This is a genomic window from Segeticoccus rhizosphaerae, from assembly GCF_009192725.1.
Lineage (GTDB): Bacteria > Actinomycetota > Actinomycetes > Actinomycetales > Dermatophilaceae > Segeticoccus > Segeticoccus rhizosphaerae.
The window spans coordinates 1-16,053 of record NZ_VOHR01000057.1; the positions used below are offsets into that span (position 1 = coordinate 1).

Annotated in this window: 18 protein-coding genes; 8 read left to right on the forward strand and 10 right to left on the reverse strand. The window is 68.2% G+C overall.

Features of this window, described 5'->3' with window-relative positions; all coding sequences use genetic code 11:
• The first annotated feature begins 171 nt into the window (after positions 1-171).
• A complete protein-coding gene (locus FRW57_RS23060; protein ID WP_162308288.1) occupies positions 172-321 on the forward strand; it encodes a hypothetical protein in 150 nt (49 codons plus the stop codon).
• 284 nt (positions 322-605) lie between these two features.
• Here the strand turns inward: FRW57_RS23060 and FRW57_RS07085 are convergent, their stop codons facing one another.
• Positions 606-1,505 (reverse strand): TolB-like translocation protein, encoded by a 900-nt coding sequence (locus FRW57_RS07085; protein ID WP_152185656.1) that lies wholly within the window; start codon positions 1,503-1,505, stop codon positions 606-608.
• Positions 1,506-1,934: 429 nt separating this feature from the next.
• Between FRW57_RS07085 and FRW57_RS07090 the strand changes: the two genes are divergently transcribed.
• Positions 1,935-2,585, forward strand: coding sequence for a hypothetical protein (locus FRW57_RS07090; protein WP_137123506.1), 651 nt, complete (start codon positions 1,935-1,937; stop codon positions 2,583-2,585).
• Between the two features lie 217 nt (positions 2,586-2,802).
• Positions 2,803-4,260 (forward strand): plasmid pRiA4b ORF-3 family protein, encoded by a 1,458-nt coding sequence (locus FRW57_RS07095; protein WP_238999353.1) that lies wholly within the window; start codon positions 2,803-2,805, stop codon positions 4,258-4,260.
• Positions 4,261-4,508: 248 nt separating this feature from the next.
• Here FRW57_RS07095 and FRW57_RS07100 read toward each other — a convergent pair whose 3' ends face one another.
• From FRW57_RS07100 to FRW57_RS24375, 3 genes are all read right to left on the reverse strand, one after another.
• On the reverse strand, positions 4,509-4,757 hold the full coding sequence (locus FRW57_RS07100) for a hypothetical protein (protein WP_152185657.1): 249 nt from the start codon (positions 4,755-4,757) through the stop codon (positions 4,509-4,511).
• Positions 4,735-5,064, reverse strand: coding sequence for a hypothetical protein (locus FRW57_RS07105; protein WP_152185658.1), 330 nt, complete (start codon positions 5,062-5,064; stop codon positions 4,735-4,737). The genes FRW57_RS07100 and FRW57_RS07105 overlap by 23 nt, the downstream gene beginning before the upstream one ends.
• Before the next feature lie 619 nt (positions 5,065-5,683).
• The gene (locus FRW57_RS24375; protein ID WP_238999356.1) at positions 5,684-6,262 is read right to left on the reverse strand and encodes a fatty acid desaturase; all 579 of its coding nucleotides are present in this window, start codon (positions 6,260-6,262) and stop codon (positions 5,684-5,686) included.
• Positions 6,263-6,931: 669 nt separating this feature from the next.
• Here FRW57_RS24375 and tsaA point away from each other — a divergent pair.
• Both tsaA and FRW57_RS07120 read left to right on the forward strand, forming a co-directional pair.
• A complete protein-coding gene (gene tsaA / locus FRW57_RS07115; protein ID WP_275263120.1) occupies positions 6,932-7,324 on the forward strand; it encodes a tRNA (N6-threonylcarbamoyladenosine(37)-N6)-methyltransferase TrmO in 393 nt (130 codons plus the stop codon).
• Positions 7,325-7,556: 232 nt separating this feature from the next.
• On the forward strand, positions 7,557-7,787 hold the full coding sequence (locus tag FRW57_RS07120; RefSeq protein ID WP_137123555.1) for a hypothetical protein: 231 nt from the start codon (positions 7,557-7,559) through the stop codon (positions 7,785-7,787).
• Positions 7,788-8,519: 732 nt separating this feature from the next.
• On the opposite strand, the gene FRW57_RS07125 is transcribed toward FRW57_RS07120, so the two are convergent.
• From FRW57_RS07125 to FRW57_RS07150, 6 genes are all read right to left on the reverse strand, one after another.
• Positions 8,520-8,915 carry a type II toxin-antitoxin system death-on-curing family toxin gene (locus FRW57_RS07125; protein ID WP_152185660.1) on the reverse strand — a complete coding sequence of 132 codons (396 nt, stop codon included), beginning with the start codon at positions 8,913-8,915 and terminating at the stop codon, positions 8,520-8,522.
• A complete protein-coding gene (locus FRW57_RS07130; RefSeq protein ID WP_202911734.1) occupies positions 8,912-9,115 on the reverse strand; it encodes a ribbon-helix-helix protein, CopG family in 204 nt (67 codons plus the stop codon). Before FRW57_RS07130 ends, FRW57_RS07125 begins: the two co-directional genes overlap by 4 nt.
• 370 nt (positions 9,116-9,485) lie before the next feature.
• Positions 9,486-10,586 carry a site-specific integrase gene (locus FRW57_RS07135; RefSeq protein WP_137123553.1) on the reverse strand — a complete coding sequence of 367 codons (1,101 nt, stop codon included), beginning with the start codon at positions 10,584-10,586 and terminating at the stop codon, positions 9,486-9,488.
• A 614-nt stretch (positions 10,587-11,200) separates the two neighbouring features.
• On the reverse strand, positions 11,201-11,569 hold the full coding sequence (locus tag FRW57_RS07140; protein WP_152185661.1) for a nuclear transport factor 2 family protein: 369 nt from the start codon (positions 11,567-11,569) through the stop codon (positions 11,201-11,203).
• A 590-nt stretch (positions 11,570-12,159) separates the two neighbouring features.
• On the reverse strand, positions 12,160-13,251 hold the full coding sequence (locus tag FRW57_RS07145) for a sensor histidine kinase (RefSeq protein ID WP_275263119.1): 1,092 nt from the start codon (positions 13,249-13,251) through the stop codon (positions 12,160-12,162).
• A 10-nt stretch (positions 13,252-13,261) separates the two neighbouring features.
• On the reverse strand, positions 13,262-13,936 hold the full coding sequence (locus tag FRW57_RS07150; RefSeq protein ID WP_152185663.1) for a response regulator transcription factor: 675 nt from the start codon (positions 13,934-13,936) through the stop codon (positions 13,262-13,264).
• Positions 13,937-14,024: 88 nt separating this feature from the next.
• On the opposite strand from FRW57_RS07150, the gene FRW57_RS07155 reads away from it, so the two are divergent.
• Genes FRW57_RS07155 through FRW57_RS25015 form a run of 3 tightly spaced genes read left to right on the forward strand, consistent with a single transcriptional unit; the run spans position 14,025 to position 15,693 of the window.
• Positions 14,025-14,729: a M15 family metallopeptidase gene (locus FRW57_RS07155; protein WP_137120889.1), complete on the forward strand. Its 705-nt coding sequence runs from the start codon at positions 14,025-14,027 to the stop codon at positions 14,727-14,729.
• Complete coding sequence (locus tag FRW57_RS24380; RefSeq protein ID WP_238384580.1) at positions 14,729-15,241, forward strand: hypothetical protein; 513 nt, start codon at positions 14,729-14,731, stop codon at positions 15,239-15,241. Before FRW57_RS07155 ends, FRW57_RS24380 begins: the two co-directional genes overlap by 1 nt.
• Positions 15,136-15,693 (forward strand): VanZ family protein, encoded by a 558-nt coding sequence (locus FRW57_RS25015; RefSeq protein WP_476748651.1) that lies wholly within the window; start codon positions 15,136-15,138, stop codon positions 15,691-15,693. The genes FRW57_RS24380 and FRW57_RS25015 overlap by 106 nt, the downstream gene beginning before the upstream one ends.
• Positions 15,694-16,053 lie beyond the last annotated feature (360 nt).

The following is a 16,053-nucleotide window of genomic DNA, read 5'->3' on the forward strand; positions in this document are numbered from 1 at the left end:
AGAGCAGAGGTAGGGAGCCACTCCCAGACCCGTTCCTGACCGCGTCCACTGCCGTCAGCCGCCGACCACGCCGGGAATGGCATGTTGATCAGCGCTTCCCTAGGGGACGTGGTCGACGTCCACCAGCCCCGTTGCGCCTCGCAAGCGGGGTTTGCACGGCAGGATAGGCGCATGTCAGGTACGGATCAGATCTTCAGCGCGCTTGTGGCCGAGGCCGGGCAGGCCGGTGAGGTCGAGCGGGCCAGGTTCGAAGCATCCCGGGGCGCGTACTTCGGGTTCAATGGGACCTACTGTTACGTGGTCACGGACAGCACCCTTTAGCAGGGCCGATTGACGGTGCGCCAGCTGCTGGGAGCATCACCCGCCATCACTCACTGGCCCTTGCAGTCCTGCCGTTGGCGGGAGCGAGACGGAACGACGACTGTCCTCGCAACACCGGACGGCGAACACAAGTTGGCCTTCTCAACTGAAGCTCTGGCGGAGCAAGCCATCGCCGCGCTCGGTCCTGGCCGATGACCACGACCGCTCCCGCCCGCGTGCGACGGCTCGGTCGCATCAACGCCCATCCAGGCGTCCGATCGCCCATCGGCTTGGGGAACGCCCACTCAGCGGGTGGCGAGCTGGGATAGTGGCGGCAGGCTGGTGGCCAGTGTGCGAACCCGGCGCGTGTCGCGGTCGATGGCGGTGAGGCGTCCAGCACGGTCGATGGTGAATAGCCACTGACTGTTCGGAGACCAGACGAGGCCAGCGGGGCCGGTGTCGATGTCTTGGAGTCGCACGTGGACATGGTGCCGGCGACCGGTGGTCAGGTCCAGCAGGTACAGCACGGGATGGGGAGTGCTGCCGGTACAGAACATGGCGGCGGTACGCCCATCCGGGGAGATGGTTCCGGAGAGCGGCGCCGCGGTGGGTCGACTGTCGGCAGGGCAGGGGGAGGGGAGGGCTTGTCGGGACCCGGTGTGCCGGTTGATCGCCGTCAGTTCGCATTGGTCTTGGGAAGGGCAAGGACGGGTAAGCCAGGTGGTGGTGCCGATCGCGACCACGGTGCCGGTCGTGACCTGTTGCCGCCCGGAAGGGTGGAGGTCGTAGGCGCCGTGGCTGGTCTGTACGAGCCGGCCGCCGGCGCCGTCGGCTACCGAGAGCCCGGCCCACTGGTCTGTGCGCGGTCGGAGCGTCACCCCGGTGGGGGTCCCGTCGAAGCCGACCAGCCGCACTCGTCGCGGGTGGTCGGGGTCGGTGGCCCACACCTGGTCGGGCGCTGGTCCGGGAAAGGCGTAACCGCATGTTCCGAGTGGCCCGCCGGTCAGCTTCTGGGCCTGCCCGGCGCGGGGAAGCAGGTACCCGGCGACGCAGTCCCACGGGCGGATCAACACCTGCCGAGCGCCGACCACCAAGGCCACCCCGCCGCTGCTCAGCAGTGGCGGACCTGCAGCGGCGGTGATCTTGCCCGAGGCGGGGACGATGCGCACCAGATGGAACGGCTCGCTCAGGCTCTGCCGCGTCACGGCCACCAACTGCCAGCCGACGGGCACCCCCGTCAGCAGCGGGTGCCCGCCTTGCCGACGTACTTTCGGCGCGGACCCCGGCACCGGCTCGCGCGTAGGCCCGGCCACACCCACCAAGGAAGAGCTCGTCGGTTCCGGCTCGGTGCTCGACCTCGATGGGGTCGCCGAGCCTGACGAGTCACCCGAGTCCCCGACAACTTGTGCGACCGCACCCGCCGTGACAGCGACGATCAGAAGAGCGACCGCCACGTACAGACCCCAAGGACGACGCCACGCATCATCAGTGGTCTCGGGTCCCTCACCGCCCACCGACACCACGCCACCCTACTGACGCTGCGGCATGCCGTCGCCGTCCCAGTTGCCGATCGGCATACGGCGCCTGGTTCGGAACGTGTGGCCAATGGGTGCCGTGGGGTTCACAATCAGCCCATGGGTCGGCTGAGCCGTGGTGCTGCGGGGATCGCGCTGGCCATGACTGCGGTCGGTGTGCCACCTGCGTATGCCTCGTGCGCCCAGGACAGTGGCCCGGCGGGCTCTTCGGTGATCTTCGTCGGCTCGGTCGAGCAGCAGCGCCGAGGCTTTACCTTGTTCTCGGTCAGTCAGGTCTGGGCGGGCCCCGACCTGGCGCCGAAGGTCTGGATACAGACCGGCCAGGAGCAGCCTCCGTGGCCGGTCAGCATCGTGCAGGTCGTCGGTAGTTCCGGGGACGCGGAGCTACTCTCCGGTCACCGTTACGTCGTGGGGGCATCTCGGGGCTATAGAACAGGCGCCTGCAGCGTCTCGGAGTTCACCTCGGCCACCGGACCAACCCGGACGGAGAACGGGTCGATGGCCGTGCGGGATCCGGTCCCGGACGGCGTTCAAGGAGCGGACCCGCCCCTTGGTCCCATCGGCCAGGGCCTGTGGACTGCGGGATTCCTCGCGGCCCTGGGCGGCGCGGCGGTGCTGATCCGTCGGCACCGTGCTCGCACCCGGCAGGAACAGTCAGGAGCCGATCGGTGCCTCGGGTGGGGGCCCGACCAGTGCCCCGAGCCCGCCGGTGGATCCTCTGCTGGTCAGCCGGTGTCGCGGCCCGGTTGAGGATCCCGCTGTGGGGGTGGCTCGTTGTCGGAGTGGGTCGGCCGACAGCAGTGCGCGGTCGGAGCAGGTTTGTGGGGTAGCACGCGGCTGGCAGGCTGGCGGCCTTGTCGCAGGGGAACGCGTTCCAGGTCAAGGTCGAGGATCTCGTGGTGGTGACCAGGGCACTACTGGGGTGGTGGAAGTGGAACGCTGAGTCGAGAGTGATTGACTATCCGCCGTGGCCGAACCGCGCGACGTCCAGGAGCTGGTGAAGCGGCTGATGGCTGGGCACAGCACCGAGGAGAACCAGGCCTTGCTGGAGGCACTTCTTGGCGGGCAGGTCTCGAGCATCTTCGAGAGGTTGCAGGCCGACCAGGAACCGACGCTGCACCCGGTCCCGGCCGAGGTACGCGGGTACCGCGTTCGCCTGGACCTGCGGGGGGCGAAGCCGCCGGTGTGGAGGCGGCTCGAACTGCCTGGCGACCTGGCGCTGCCCCGGCTGCATGAGGTGATCCAGGCGGCGATGGGGTGGACCGACACGCACCTGCACCGGTTCCGGAGCGGCGGCGACCATCGCTCGCCGTACTTCATCACTGCGTTCGACGTCGACGAGGGTGAGGACGGCGTGCTCGAGGACGACATCCGGCTCGACCAAACGGTGGCGGCCGAGGGAGATCGTCTCTGGTACGAGTACGACTTCGGGGACGGCTGGGACCACGTCCTTCGCGTCGAGGCAGTCTTGGACGAGCCGCCGGCCACGGTGCGCTGTATGGGGGGCCGGATGGGCTGCCCGCCCGAGGACTGCGGAGGGCTGGGCGGCTACGAGGAGCTGGCTGCCTGGGTGCGCAGCGGGTACGACGACTCGTTCCTTCCCGAGGTCTTCGACGATGCCGCGCACGCTCATGACTGGCTCCCTCTCGAGTGGCACCCCGACCACTTCGACATCGAGGAGACCCGAGCCGCCCTCGCGGTCGCGGTCGCCGAGCCCGTGGCGGTGACCGACGAGCTGGCCGAGCTCGCCGGGCAGCTGGAGCGTCGCGGCATCCGGCTGTTGCGGGAGGTGTTGAGCCGACCGCTCTCGCACGGACCGGCCGAGGTCACCGCAGCCGAGGCCGCCCGGCTGACCGAGACCTACCAGGTCTTCCTCGACGTCATCGGCGACGGGGTCTGCCTCACCGGGGCAGGCTACCTACCGCCAGCGGTGGTCGAGCACTTCGCCGAAGGCAGTGGTATCAGCAGGTGGTGGATCGGCAAGGCCAACCGCGAGGATTTGACGCCACCGGTTGCTGGTGTCCGCGATGCCGCTCGTTCCCTTGGTCTGGTCACCGTCCGCAAGGGCCGTCTCACACCGACCGCGGCCGGCAACCGCGGGCGTCAGGACCCGCAGGCGCTGTGGCAGCACATCGTCAAACGACTTCCGCTGGGCACCAGCGACGCCGATCGGCAAGCCGGCTGGATGGCCCTGGCCGTGGCCGGCAGCGGCGTACCGGCGCAGGAGTGGCGCAGCGCGATCAGCGATCTGCTCTTCGCGCTCGGCTGGCGCAGCGGGTCAGACCGGCACTCAGCTCCGCCCGCCCACAGCCCGACACTCGACGTGCTGAGCGAGCTGGCCGGAGCAGCACGCACCGGCTGGAACGTCACGGGAACCGACTTTGCGACAGCGACCACCGCCCGCGCCGTCATCCGCCGCGGATAGCTCGTCCCGCCGTCCCTATCGCCGATCGGCCACCGGTCGCGGTCGTCGTTTGGGTGTTCCGTATAGAGCACCCCTCGGGACGGTCAACCGTGATCTGTCGATCGAGCACCTCGGCGGCCGTCTCGTCGCCGGTGACGGTTGAGCTTGCGGTCCTCGGTTATCATTCCCGTCGATTGTCTATGAGTCGGCTCTCTGGCACCCCTTGAGAGTGACGCGCTCGCGTTCTGTAGGGGGCGTGTTGCGGCGTGTCATTGCGCCGGTTGCTCGGTGACGTCGCGGCGTTGGAGTTCGGTGACGATCTCGTGTTGGTGACGCAGGATTTGGTGTGTGGCGCGGGTTTCGACGGGGTCAGAGGGTAAGACCCGCGTCTCGTCTTCCGTGCAGGCGAGCAGGATGAGTAGGTCGCGGATGGTCAGTCTGATCAAGTTTCCGTAGGTGGCCCGGTGGCGTCGAGGATGGGCTGCGCTGGGGTGGTCACGCGGTTTGATGATCGTCACGGTTTTGGGAAGAATCGCGGGGGTCTTCGGTTTCGTCGGCCGGGCCGGCCTCGGCTCGCTGCGGCGGGCCACACGTCTGGCTGCCCTCATTGCGGGCGTCGGCAGGCGCGCCACAGTTCACGTCGGCGTGGCGTGCGTTCAGTTTTCGCAGTGCGTCTCTGTGCCCCGCGAGGAGTTGTTCGGCCAGGGTCATGAGCGCCGTCCGATGGTGCTGGTTGTGTCCTTCTGGCGGGCTCGTGTGGATGTGGTGATCTTGCGCCAGGTCGAGGTTGTCGACGACGCACACCTGCTGTTGGGAAAGAGTCATGGCGAGCTCCCTTCGGAGCGTTGGAGGCGAGACCGCCGCTGGCCGGTCGGAGCGCGGCTGGATGCGTGGGTGGTGGAGTTAGTCGCGGTATCGGCGTACCAGGGGGCAGGTGAAGGGTCGCGGGCGCCGAGGCCGACCGCGTTGAGATAGCGGACCACGATGCCGTAGGACTGCCACAGAGACTTTTGTGTGTAGGACACGTCATGTTCAGTGCAGTGTGCCCGGACCAGCGGTTGGACATGTCGCAGGTTGGGGCGCGGCATGCTCGGAAACAAGTGGTGCTCGATCTACCGGTTCAGCCCGCCCATCGCGAAGTCCACGAGTGGCCCTCCCGTGACGTTGCGTGACATCAGCACCTGGCGGCGCAGGAAGTCGACCTTCATGTTGGGTGGCACCAGCGGCCCATGCCCTTGTGATTTGGGGCGAAGGATCCTCCGAGGAATATGCCGAAGAGTGCCATTTGCACTCCGAAGAACGCTGCAGCCTTGCCCGGGGGCAACAGCAGCAACAACGCCGCCGGATATGCCGATAGGCGTACTCCGATGAGTGCAGCCTCGGCCCAGCGCCGCGCCACCGGCCGTATTTCCGGTCACGGCGCGGACGCTTTGCCATTGCAGGTTCAGCCCCTCAGGGTCAGTAGCGGGAAGAAAAGCCAGCCTTGGTGTCGGGCGACGGCCGCGCTTAGTCCGTGCCGGTCGCGTGCCAGGTCCGGGGTGAAGGCCAGCACCCCGGGCGCGATGTCCGGGTCGGTGCCTTCTGTGTTGGGTGCCGCGTGGTGCAGGCTGTGCTTTTTGTCCCACCAGCCGTAGCTCAGCCCCATGAACAGTCCGCTGAGCACCCGGCTGGTCCATTCGTTCCACCGCCAGGAGGAGAAGATCTGGCAGTGGGCGCTGTCGTGGCCTAGGAAGCCGATCTGGGCGGACAGGACGGCCAGCACCCCGGCGACGACAAGTCGCCACCACGAGTTCCCGACCAGGACGACCACGACCCAGGATGCGGTGAACGTCATCACGAGGCCGATGATCCTCGACCAATACCACCCGTAGCGGCGCTTGAGCAGGTCGCGAGCCCTGACCTGACGAGACAACTCGGTGAACGAACTGATATACAACGTTGCCGGTGAGGCCTTGCCCGAGGCGGGGTGCCGGCGGTCGACCACGGGCGCCGAAGACGCGCCACCGCGTTCAGTGCTGGTCATCTGTGTGCCTCCTGTAGGTCTGCGCCGGAGGCCTCCTGCGGGGTGGCGCAAGGAGATTGATCGTCCTCGAGCAGAAGCAACTCGGCATGCACGATGTCGGTAACTGGGGGAATCACGGGTCAGCACGAGCACGGTGTAGTCGGTCAGGCTGAGGTCGATGTTCTCGGGCCGGGCGGCGTGCTTGAACCAACCCAGTTTGGTTATCCCCAAGGGGGTTAGCACGGCACGGGTGCTGGTTCCGACCGCACCGGCCGCGATCTACGACCCGGATTGGCGACCTGCGCGGGCCGGCAAAAGGCGGCCGCTAGGAAGGCCCGCTGATGAATTGGTGGCTCATGATCGCCACTCTCCGATCGGAGGCGACTCGGCGCCTCCCGACTGTCCGTAGAGCAGGCGAGGAAAGAAGTCCCTCACGCGAAATTGTCTCTACACCATTAATTATAGACCCGCCCGAGGGGGCGAGCAGTCAATGGCCCAGTTGTCACCGTCGCCGTTCGGCGATCCCGAAACGACGACGAAGGGTGCGCTGGTGGCCCGACGTGGTCGTTTCGTTCGAGTGGGTTTGTAGCGGACGTTGCGTCCACCTCTAGCATCCGTCCGACCAAGTCCGACGGCTTCGGAACCCAAGACCGTGCGGCGAAGGACGCCCGCCCCGTCGACAGCTTTGAGATTCGCCCGATCGGCCACGTCGAGTCCACCCTCACCGAACTCGCCGACGCGCCGAACCAAGGTGACCGAGGCGCGCCGGACGCCTGGCTCACGATCGACCCGGCAGTCCGCGAGGGCATCCGCGACATCTGCGTCGGCGCCGAGCTACTCGTCCTGACCTGGCTGCACCGCGCCCGCCGCGACGAGCTCTCCACCGTCCCGGGTGACGACCCGGGCGGACCCGAACGCGGCGTGTTCAGCACCCGCTCCTCCGCCCGGCCGAATCCGCTGGGGCTGCACCGGGTCTCAGTCCTGGCGGTCGAGGACTGCCGGCTTCGGGTACAGCCGCTCGAGGCCGTGGACGGCACGCCACTGGTCGACATCAAGCCCGTCATCCGACCCACCGAGGGCTGAGAACCAGCTGCCCAAGCCGACCCACCCCGGCAGGCGCGGGAGTCGGCCGGGTGACATCAACTCTTCTTCGCTGCTGGACTGAGGGCCGATGAGCTCGACAGCACAACGTGCTCGCTGATACGCCAGCTGTGCACCTCCGCCCCCGAGTTGAGCCGTGTTCCCCCATGCCGATCGGCGCACCGCCTGGCGATGGCACGGACAAGGTCTGTCTGGAGGACGATCTTCGCAAGGCATGACGGCGGCAAAGTTTGACGAAGGCAACAGCTACTTGGTCCACCGCCTGCACTTCCTTGACCTGCGCGGCGACACCAAGCTGGTGGAGGAGGTGGCAGTGGTGTTCACGCCGGGTTGGGTCTACGTCCAAGAATCCAGCAGGGACGGCTACGTGCTGCCGCGAGAACGGGTACTTCTGGTCGAGGGAGTCAGGAGAGCCGAGCGGCCAGCCACTCGCGAGAAGGGGTGATCCGTCGGCGTCGGGGTCGTGACCGAACGTGGGTCGGCTCGTGTGCGCCTCCACGCGGATGGCGTTCAACCGGATGGGCGGAATCGGGTGCAGCCCAGCACGCCAGATCAGAAGTCACGAGGCCTGCGCCGCGAACGCTAATCCTGGTGCCGGACATGTACTGGGTATGAGGGAGTACTCGATGGAGTCGGACCAGGGGTTGTGGCGCTTGGTCCGCGACGATGATGATGCGGCCGCCTTCGGCGCGGGACGGCAGTCAACGCGATTGCCAAGATCGTCGCCGTAAGCGGATCCGCTTCCGGACGCCGGCGACAGTGTTGGGCTCCGGCCGGCTTCACGTTGGCCTCGACCTCGCTGCACGATGCGGTCGTCGGACGAGGGGCCGCTGACGGTGGCCGGAGGTTGCTCCGACTGCGGAACGGCGCCTCGACTTCCAACAGCCTCTCATCGGCCGCAACGGCCCCTCATCCGGGGCGGCCAGTGTCGGCCGGATAGTCGAGCGATCAAGGTCGAGCGGGGTCGCCGGAGACCGTTCGGCACTCGTGTCGTGCAGTGAATAACAAGCCAGGCTGGCACAAGCCAGGCTGGCACAAGCCAGGCGTTGATCGGGGCGTGGCGCATCCTGCAATGCGCGCCGGGATGGTGCCAGCGCGACTTGCACTACCGGGGCTCGCTGATCGGCGGCGGCGACGTGGACGTCCGGCGGCCACCGGTGAGGCCGGTCTCGGGTTGTCACGTCGTGCGATCACTCAACCATGGCCGGCTCCCGACCTTGATCCGATCCGCGATTCCGGCGATGTCGTCCAGTTCTCCGGCCGCGACGCTGATCACCAACTCGTAGGCCTCATCATTGGTCATGGTGAGTCGACGGCCGTTGATACCGAGGAAGGCGATCGTGGCGGCCAGTGCCAGCCGTTTGTTCCCATCCACCAGGGCGTGATTGCGGGCCAGCGAGTGCAGCAACGCCGCGGCCTTCTCCTCCAGGAGGAGGTAGGCATCCTTACCGAAGGCTGTGGCCTGCGGACGGGCCAACGCCGATTGCAGCAGCCCATGGTCCCGGATCGGTACATCAGCGCCGAGGGTTCGCTCGGCGACGTGCAGCAACTCTGCGAGAGTCAGGTAGATCACTGACCAAGCCGCTCCAACGCCTCGGCGTAGCGCGGCAACTCCTGATCAAGGACGCTGTCGAGCAATTCGGCACGACTGTGATTCTCCACGTACTCGCGCACCGCCTGCCGAGCGATGTCTTGCATCGAGCGGGACTCACGCTCGGCACGACGACGCAGCGCGTCCGCTTCTGCGTCCGAGAGGCGCAATGTCATAGACATGGCGTCATGGTATCACTCATGACACCACCTGATCGCGGCATCGGGTCCGACTACCGTGACGATCCTGCTGGCCAGGCAGATCGGGACCACGGTACGCCGGGTTGTCTGAGCAGGAGATGGAAAGCGACCGACGGCGGGTCCTCAGATGCCGGCCCGCCATGCTTGACGAGCTCACTCGATGAGGTCCGGCGGTCGGGTCCGGAAGCAGTGTCAAGGGACCACCCACGGAAACAGTAGGTGACCAGGACGGCTTCGCGCCTGCTGGAGGACGAGTGTTCACCGGTAGGTAGCACCGTCTGGATCGTGTCAACGGGCAGGGATGTCATACGGCATGCCGCAGGCGGGTCGACCGACGGCGATCAATCATCGCTCACGCGAGTGCTTCGAGAGCGGTGGCGGCCGCGGTGGAGGCGACGTTGCGGCCCATGTAGACGTTCTGGGTGAGTGAGGGCTGAGCGTGGCCGAGCTGGTCGGCGATGGCGCGCGCGGACAGGCCGGCCTCGTCGAGGAGGGTGGCGGTGGTCTTGCGGAAGACGTGGCTGGTGACCCAGGGCACGCCGGCCCAGGCGAGGCTGTCTCTGAGGTCGGCCTGGGTGTTCGAGGGGTCGCGCAGGCCGCCCTTCGGTGCTGGGAACACGGGTGTGTCTGCGGCCTTCGGTGCGAAGGCTTCGCGGCGGAGCGTGAGCACCTCGACGCACCACCGCGGCAGCGCCAAGGTCCGCAGTCCGGCTGTCGTCTTGGTCGCCTTCACCACCAGACCCTGCCCCTTGACCCGGATCACCGTGCCGCGCACCTGAACGGTGCCCCGCTCGAAGTCCACTGCGTCCCAGGTGACGGCGGAGACCTCACCGATGCGCAAACCGGACGCCAGCATGAAGGAGACCAGGTCGGGGAGGTCACGTGCGACCGCCTTGTCGTCGTAGGTGAGGATCGCCCGCAGCTGGCGTGCCTGGGCCGCGGTCAGCGCCTTCGGCGGCTTCTTCGGCGGCCGGCTGATCCTGGAGGCGTCCCGGACGGGGTTGCGGTCCAGGGCGTCGTAGCGGGCGGCCAAGCCGCACATCCCGGACAGCACCGAGCGGGTCAGCTTGGACATCGCGGGACCGCTGGTGGCGGCCACCGTCCTCAGGTGCCGGTCGACGGTGCCGACGGTCAGTTCCCGGATCCGCAGCTGACCCAGCGCCGGCTTGATCTGGTGGTCGATGCGGTGGCGGTACAGCTGCAGCGTGGTGGGGGAGTGCTGGTCCAACGAGGCGAACCACGTGTCGGCCAGGACGCTGATGCGAGTGTCCGGGGAGATCAGGTCCCCGGCGGCGCGGTGGGTGCGGTCGCGGAAGGCCTCCTTGAGCCGACGCTCGGCGGCACCCCTGGTTCGGCCGGTGCGCTCCACCGAGCGGGTCCGCCCGTCCAGGTCGCGCACCTGCGCCCGCGCCCGGAAGCCGGCCGGCGCGGCATACACCCGGATGGTGCCCATCGTGCCCACCGGAAGCGGTGGCCGTCCGACTCCCACTTTATCCCCAGTTTATTGCGGTCAATCATGGTCATTTGCGGTTCATCGAACCGGCCTTGCACCACGAATCATCCCACGTCAGAGGGCATTACGGCTATCGGCAGAGACTCGGAGAATGGGCAACCATGTTAACCGAAGGGTTGCTGGTTCGAGTCCAGCCGGGGGAGCAAACCCGCAGGTCACAGGCCTGCGGCTTCTTGGTGTCTGGGGCTTCTCACGCTTTGTCCCCATTTCATTCTGTGGCCGGAGTCACCTCAGGAGGCGCTGCGCGACGCCGATGAGCAGTGGCCTTTTCCCGTCGGCCAACCGGAGCCGGCCGAGCGCGTGCGATCCACACCTCTCCGCACGTCTGTCAGGTCGGTCTGGATGGCGACCAAGGTCCGCCCGCGGCGTGGGGGAGGGAGGCGGCAGTGACCCGACCTGCGCGCACGGTCCGGAACAGGTGGGTGCTGGAGCTCGTGGTTCTGGTGGCATCGTGCACTCCTGCCGACGAGCCCTCTCCTGTTCCGGGATCAGACGGTCCAGGACGTCGAGGCCGGCGAGCTGGCGGGCTCAACCGGACCCAACGTCCTGGACGCTCAGGTGGTGGCGGGGGCCTTGTCGAGGAACCCGAGCACTGTCTGGATTCGGCCGGCTTGGTCGGTGACGGCGACGTCGAACCCCACGATCGGTGCCGGCGCGCCAGCGGGGCCAAGTTCCCACCCGAACCGCGCTTGGTCATGGTGGGCGTCGACCGGTCCGGTGAGGCGGAACACGAAACCGGGGAACTGGTCCTGCACCGCGCCGATGGTGGCGGCGATCGCCTCCCGACCCTCGGCGACTGCCATCGGGTCGACGTAGCGGGCGTCCTCGCTGTACAGGGCGTCCACCGCCGCGCGGCGGACGGCCGGGTCGGTCTCGTTCCAGGCGTCGATGTAGCGCTGCGCCACGTCTTCGAACGTGCTCATGTGTGTCTCCCTCGGGTTGGCGGGCCGGACGGTCCGGCACCGGCAGTGCTCACCCTGACCGGCCATGGGCCGTGCGTCGATTACCTGTCAGGTCAGGTAGCGAAGCGCATCGAGTGCCCCTGGCGGGCTCAGGTGCCCGACCAGGCACGCACGCCGGCGCCGTGCTCATCCAAGGGCCCGGCCAGCCGCCAATCGACCCGATCGGCGTACTGCTCCGCGACCTGGTCCGGGCTGCTCGCCGCGAGCCTGCCCAGCAGCTGGATCGAAACTCGCGCTGGCGTTACCTCCCGACACGCCGCACGACACGCCGGCTCGGCGCGTTCTCACCCGAGTAACGCCAGCGCCAGTTGCGAAATCGCCCGGCAACGAGGTTGCCTGCCCGCACCTCGAGAATGGGGCAGGCACGTGGGGTGATCACCCCAGTGATCGTCCCCGGCGACAATCCCGCGCCAGGATCCGCTTGCGGTGCACGATAACTGTGCTCAACGTCCTCTCCTCGGCGAGCGTGACCGAGCCGCCACGGATAGCTAGCGTCGAGCGGATGCCTGGCCCGCACGGCGTCCACTGATACAGCAAGGGTCGTCGACGTGTTACATCTGCGCGGTACGGCCCGCGGCCGGGAGCCGGACGGTGACACACAGCCCTCCGCCGGGCCGTGGCGCGAGGGTGAGGGTGCCTTCGTGCGCTTCGGTGATCCGCTTGGCGATCGCCAGGCCGAGCCCGACGCCCGCCTGATCGCTGTGGGCGCGTTGGGTGCCACGTTGGAACGGCTCGACCAGCGTGGCGACCAGGCCCGGAGCCAGCGGTGGCCCCGTGTTCTCGACGCGGAGGATCACCGTGGCGGAGTAGCGCATGGAGTGCACCCATACGGTGCCGTGGCCACTGGTGTTGTGGACGATCGCGTTGTGCAGCAGGTTCGTCGTCAACTGTGTCAACAGCGCCCGTGAGCCCAGTGTGGTGGCTGGATCCCCGGACACGTCGACATGGGTGCCGTGCTTCTCTGCGAGGGGTAGCAGGGTCTCGGCAGCTTCCTCAGCGATCAGGGACAGGTCGACGACCTCGCGCGTGAAGGATCGTTGGTCGGCGCGGCTGAGCGCGAGGAGCGCTTCGGTGAGGTTGATCGCTCGGGTGTTGACGCTCTGCAGGCGGTCGACGAGGGCAGCGGTGTCGGTGTGCGAGTCCTTGCGTGCGACGTCCAGGAGAGTCTGGGTGATCGCGAGCGGGGTCCGCAGCTCGTGGGAGGCGTTGGCGGCGAAGCGCCGCTGCTCGGCGACGTGGGCCTCCAGTCGTTCGAGCATGGTGTCGAAGCTGTCTGCGAGCTCTCGGAACTCGTCCTTGGCGCCGTCCATCGCGATCCGGTGCGAGAGGGATCCTCGTGCGGCGATGCGGGTGGCGTCGGTGATCTGCGAGAGCGGCGCGAGCATCCGGCCGGCGAGGATCCAACCTCCGATGAGACCGAAGATCAGGCAGAAGCCCAAGGTCACGGCCGCTATCTCTCCGAAGGCACGTTGGGTGTAGCTGCGGCCGGGTGCGAACGCGCCTCCGATGCCCGACCGGGCGTCCCGGACGATCACTGCGTGCGGGAAGTAGTGCACCAGCAGCAGCCAGAGAGCAAGCAGTACCGCGCCCGCGAGGACAAGGAATCCGGCGTAGCTGAGCGTCAGCTTGAGCCGGACGCTCAAGCCGGCCGGCCTATCCACCGTCGGCTCCCGTCGTGATGCGGTACCCGACACCGGGGACGGTGCCGATCAGCCAAGGTTCGCCGAGGCGCTTGCGCAGGGCCGACACGGTGATGCGGACGGCGTTGGTGAAGGGGTCGGCGTTCTCGTCCCACGCCCGCTCCAGCAGTTCCTCGGCGCTGACCACGCCGCCGTCCGCGGCGACGAGGACCTCGAGCACGGCGAACTGTTTGCGGGTGAGCGCGACGTACCGGCCGTCGCGGTAGACCTCGCGACGGAACGGGTCGAGCCGTAGCCCCGCGATTTCGCGCACCGGGGGCCGGGGGTGGGCACGGCGCCGGTCGAGTGCCCTGAGCCGGAGCACGAGCTCGCGCAGCGCGAACGGTTTGGTGAGGTAGTCGTCGGCGCCGAGCTCGAATCCGCTGACCTTGTCGTCGAGCCGGTCGGCGGCCGTGAGCATCAGGATCGGCATCCTGCGGCCGGACGCGACGATGCCGCGTGCGATCTCGTCGCCCGACGGTCCCGGGATGTCGCGGTCGAGGACGGCGATGTCGTAGGTGTTGATGCTCAACAGCTCCTGCGCGGTGTCGCCGTCCAGGGCGAGGTCTGCCGCGATCGCCTCCAGCCGCAGTCCGTCACGCATCGCTTCCGCCATGAGGGGCTCATCCTCGACCACCAGCACTCGCATTCCCCGATGCTAGTGAGCCGGTACGTATCGTCGGCATATCGAAAACGCCATACACTCTCGCAACGCTGGCTTGCCTTGACTGGGTGGCATGTTCATCAGCCAGCCAGCCCAGCAGGAAGCGACCCGCATCCGATCGCTGGCCGCGGGACTCGCTCTCGCGGCGCTGCTCACCGGCCTCACGGCATGCACGCCACCGCCGCGGTTCGTAGACCTGTCACCGCGCCCGCCGACCACGAGCTCCGCCGACCCGCACCTCGCCGACCCACACCCTGCCCTCGCAACTTCTGACGGGCCCCCGATGGCACCACCTGCGCGTCCTGAGCGCCGGCACCAGGCGGGAGTCGGTACCGCGGGCGATGAGTTGCCCGACGGCGTGACCGTCTTCAACAACACCTATCCCGCGATCACCCGGCTGAACCCCGCCCTTCGGTTTGCGCTGCGCGCCGCCGCCAAGGACGCGGCAGCTGACGGGGTCCAGTTCCACGTCAGCAGCGGATGGCGTTCGAAGAAGTTTCAGGAGCGGCTGTTCGACCAAGCGGTCGCGAAGTACGGGTCGGTGGATGTCGCGGCCCGGTGGGTGGCCCGCCCCGGCACCTCGGTCCATGAGTCCGGCGACGCCGTCGACCTCGGACCTGGCGGCGCCGACGCCTGGCTGTCCCGGCATGGCGCCGCCCATGGGCTGTGCCAGATCTACCAGAACGAGCCATGGCACTACGAGCTGCGCCCGAAGGCTCCCAAGGACGGGTGCCCGGCGATGTATGCCAACCCCTCCGACGATCCGAGGCTGAAGTGATGCCAGGGCCTGTACAGGGCCGGCGCCTGCGACCTCCCGGTCACCTGTCCATGGACATGGGGATCGGTTGGATCGGCACCTACCGCGTGGTGGAGCTCGTCGTGCTCGCCGCCGTGCCGTTCGCGGTGCTCATGGCGTGCGCACTGACCGGACATCGGCGCCGGCACGGGATGGCTTCCTCGGTGGCACGGCGACGCTCACTGGCAGAGGTCGGCATGGTCTACGGGACTGTGCCTTTCGTCTGGCTCGCCATGCTGCCCGGGCCGCACACTGGCACGACGGCCGGAGTGAGCCTGGTCCCCTTTCGGGACCTCGCGACGATGCCGGTCTACCAGATCGTCGGCAACCTGCTGGGTCTTGCGGCCCTTGGGCTCTTCGCGCCCTGCGCTTCCCGGCACTGGCGTCCCTGCTCCGCGTCCTCGCGCTCGCTTGCGTCGCCTCCGTCCTCATCGAGACTGCGCAGTACGTTCTGCAGCTGGACCGCGTCTTCTCCATCGACGATGTGCTCCTGAACACGGTCGGTGCGGGGCTCGCCGCACTCGCGTCACGACCCTGGGGGCATGGCCAGCCGGCCGGAGGTGCGCAGCGCCTCGCGCATCCCGTGCTGCTGGTTGCCGAGCTGGTCGGCGATGTCCCGCGCGGAGAGCCCGGCCTCGTCCAGCAGGGTGGCGAAACTAGGTTGTGCCCTCGGCGGTGTCGGTCCACCCGGACAGGTCCTGACGCAGTCGGTCGAAGAGTTCGGCATCGACCTCGACGCCGAGGTTGCGTAGCCCCAGCACTGCGGCGCCGAGCACGCCACCGGTCACGGAGACCACCTCGGCGTCGCCCAATGTCGTTGCCAGCGCCCGGGACAGGTATGTCGTGTGGTCGCCACCCGGCGAGCCCGGCCGCACGAGCAACCCACCACCGAGCACGACGGGGCCGTCGAGGCCGGGCTGGTGAACTGCCGCCAGCGTGTTCGTGAGAGCGGCCGCGGCATCGGAGAGGATCTCGTGGGCCACGTCGTCATCGGCCAGCTGGAACGCCAGGGGGGCGAAGCGGGAGAGCTGGACCGGGCGCAGGGCATACAGCTCGTCCATCAGGTCGAGGAGCACCTGCGGGCGTCCGTCGGCACGCACCGGTGACCGGGTCAGGCCCAGGGAGTCGAGGACTGCGCCGGTCAGGGCGGTCTCGGGGCCTCGGCCGTCCAGCGCCGCGGCGACGGCCGTCGCCACGCGGTGACCGACCCAGTAGCCTGAGCCGGCATCGCCGAGCAGCCACCCGGTGCCGTTCATGCCGTTCCTCGTCGACGGGGAGCCGACCGGCTATCCGCCGACGAGGAACG

What these genes read in the sequence shown, in the direction of transcription:
- FRW57_RS23060 (WP_162308288.1), top strand. Translation starts at nt 172, where the DNA reads ATGTCAGGTACGGATCAGATCTTCAGCGCGCTTGTGGCCGAGGCCGGG.
- FRW57_RS07090 (WP_137123506.1), top strand. Translation starts at nt 1,935, where the DNA reads ATGGGTCGGCTGAGCCGTGGTGCTGCGGGGATCGCGCTGGCCATGACT.
- FRW57_RS07105 (WP_152185658.1), bottom strand. Translation starts at nt 5,064, where the DNA reads ATGACTCTTTCCCAACAGCAGGTGTGCGTCGTCGACAACCTCGACCTG.
- FRW57_RS24375 (WP_238999356.1), bottom strand. Translation starts at nt 6,262, where the DNA reads ATGACCAGCACTGAACGCGGTGGCGCGTCTTCGGCGCCCGTGGTCGAC.
- FRW57_RS07120 (WP_137123555.1), top strand. Translation starts at nt 7,557, where the DNA reads ATGACGGCGGCAAAGTTTGACGAAGGCAACAGCTACTTGGTCCACCGC.
- FRW57_RS07130 (WP_202911734.1), bottom strand. Translation starts at nt 9,115, where the DNA reads ATGTCTATGACATTGCGCCTCTCGGACGCAGAAGCGGACGCGCTGCGT.
- FRW57_RS07135 (WP_137123553.1), bottom strand. Translation starts at nt 10,586, where the DNA reads ATGGGCACCATCCGGGTGTATGCCGCGCCGGCCGGCTTCCGGGCGCGG.
- FRW57_RS07140 (WP_152185661.1), bottom strand. Translation starts at nt 11,569, where the DNA reads ATGAGCACGTTCGAAGACGTGGCGCAGCGCTACATCGACGCCTGGAAC.
- FRW57_RS07150 (WP_152185663.1), bottom strand. Translation starts at nt 13,936, where the DNA reads ATGCGAGTGCTGGTGGTCGAGGATGAGCCCCTCATGGCGGAAGCGATG.
- FRW57_RS07155 (WP_137120889.1), top strand. Translation starts at nt 14,025, where the DNA reads ATGTTCATCAGCCAGCCAGCCCAGCAGGAAGCGACCCGCATCCGATCG.
- FRW57_RS24380 (WP_238384580.1), top strand. Translation starts at nt 14,729, where the DNA reads ATGCCAGGGCCTGTACAGGGCCGGCGCCTGCGACCTCCCGGTCACCTG.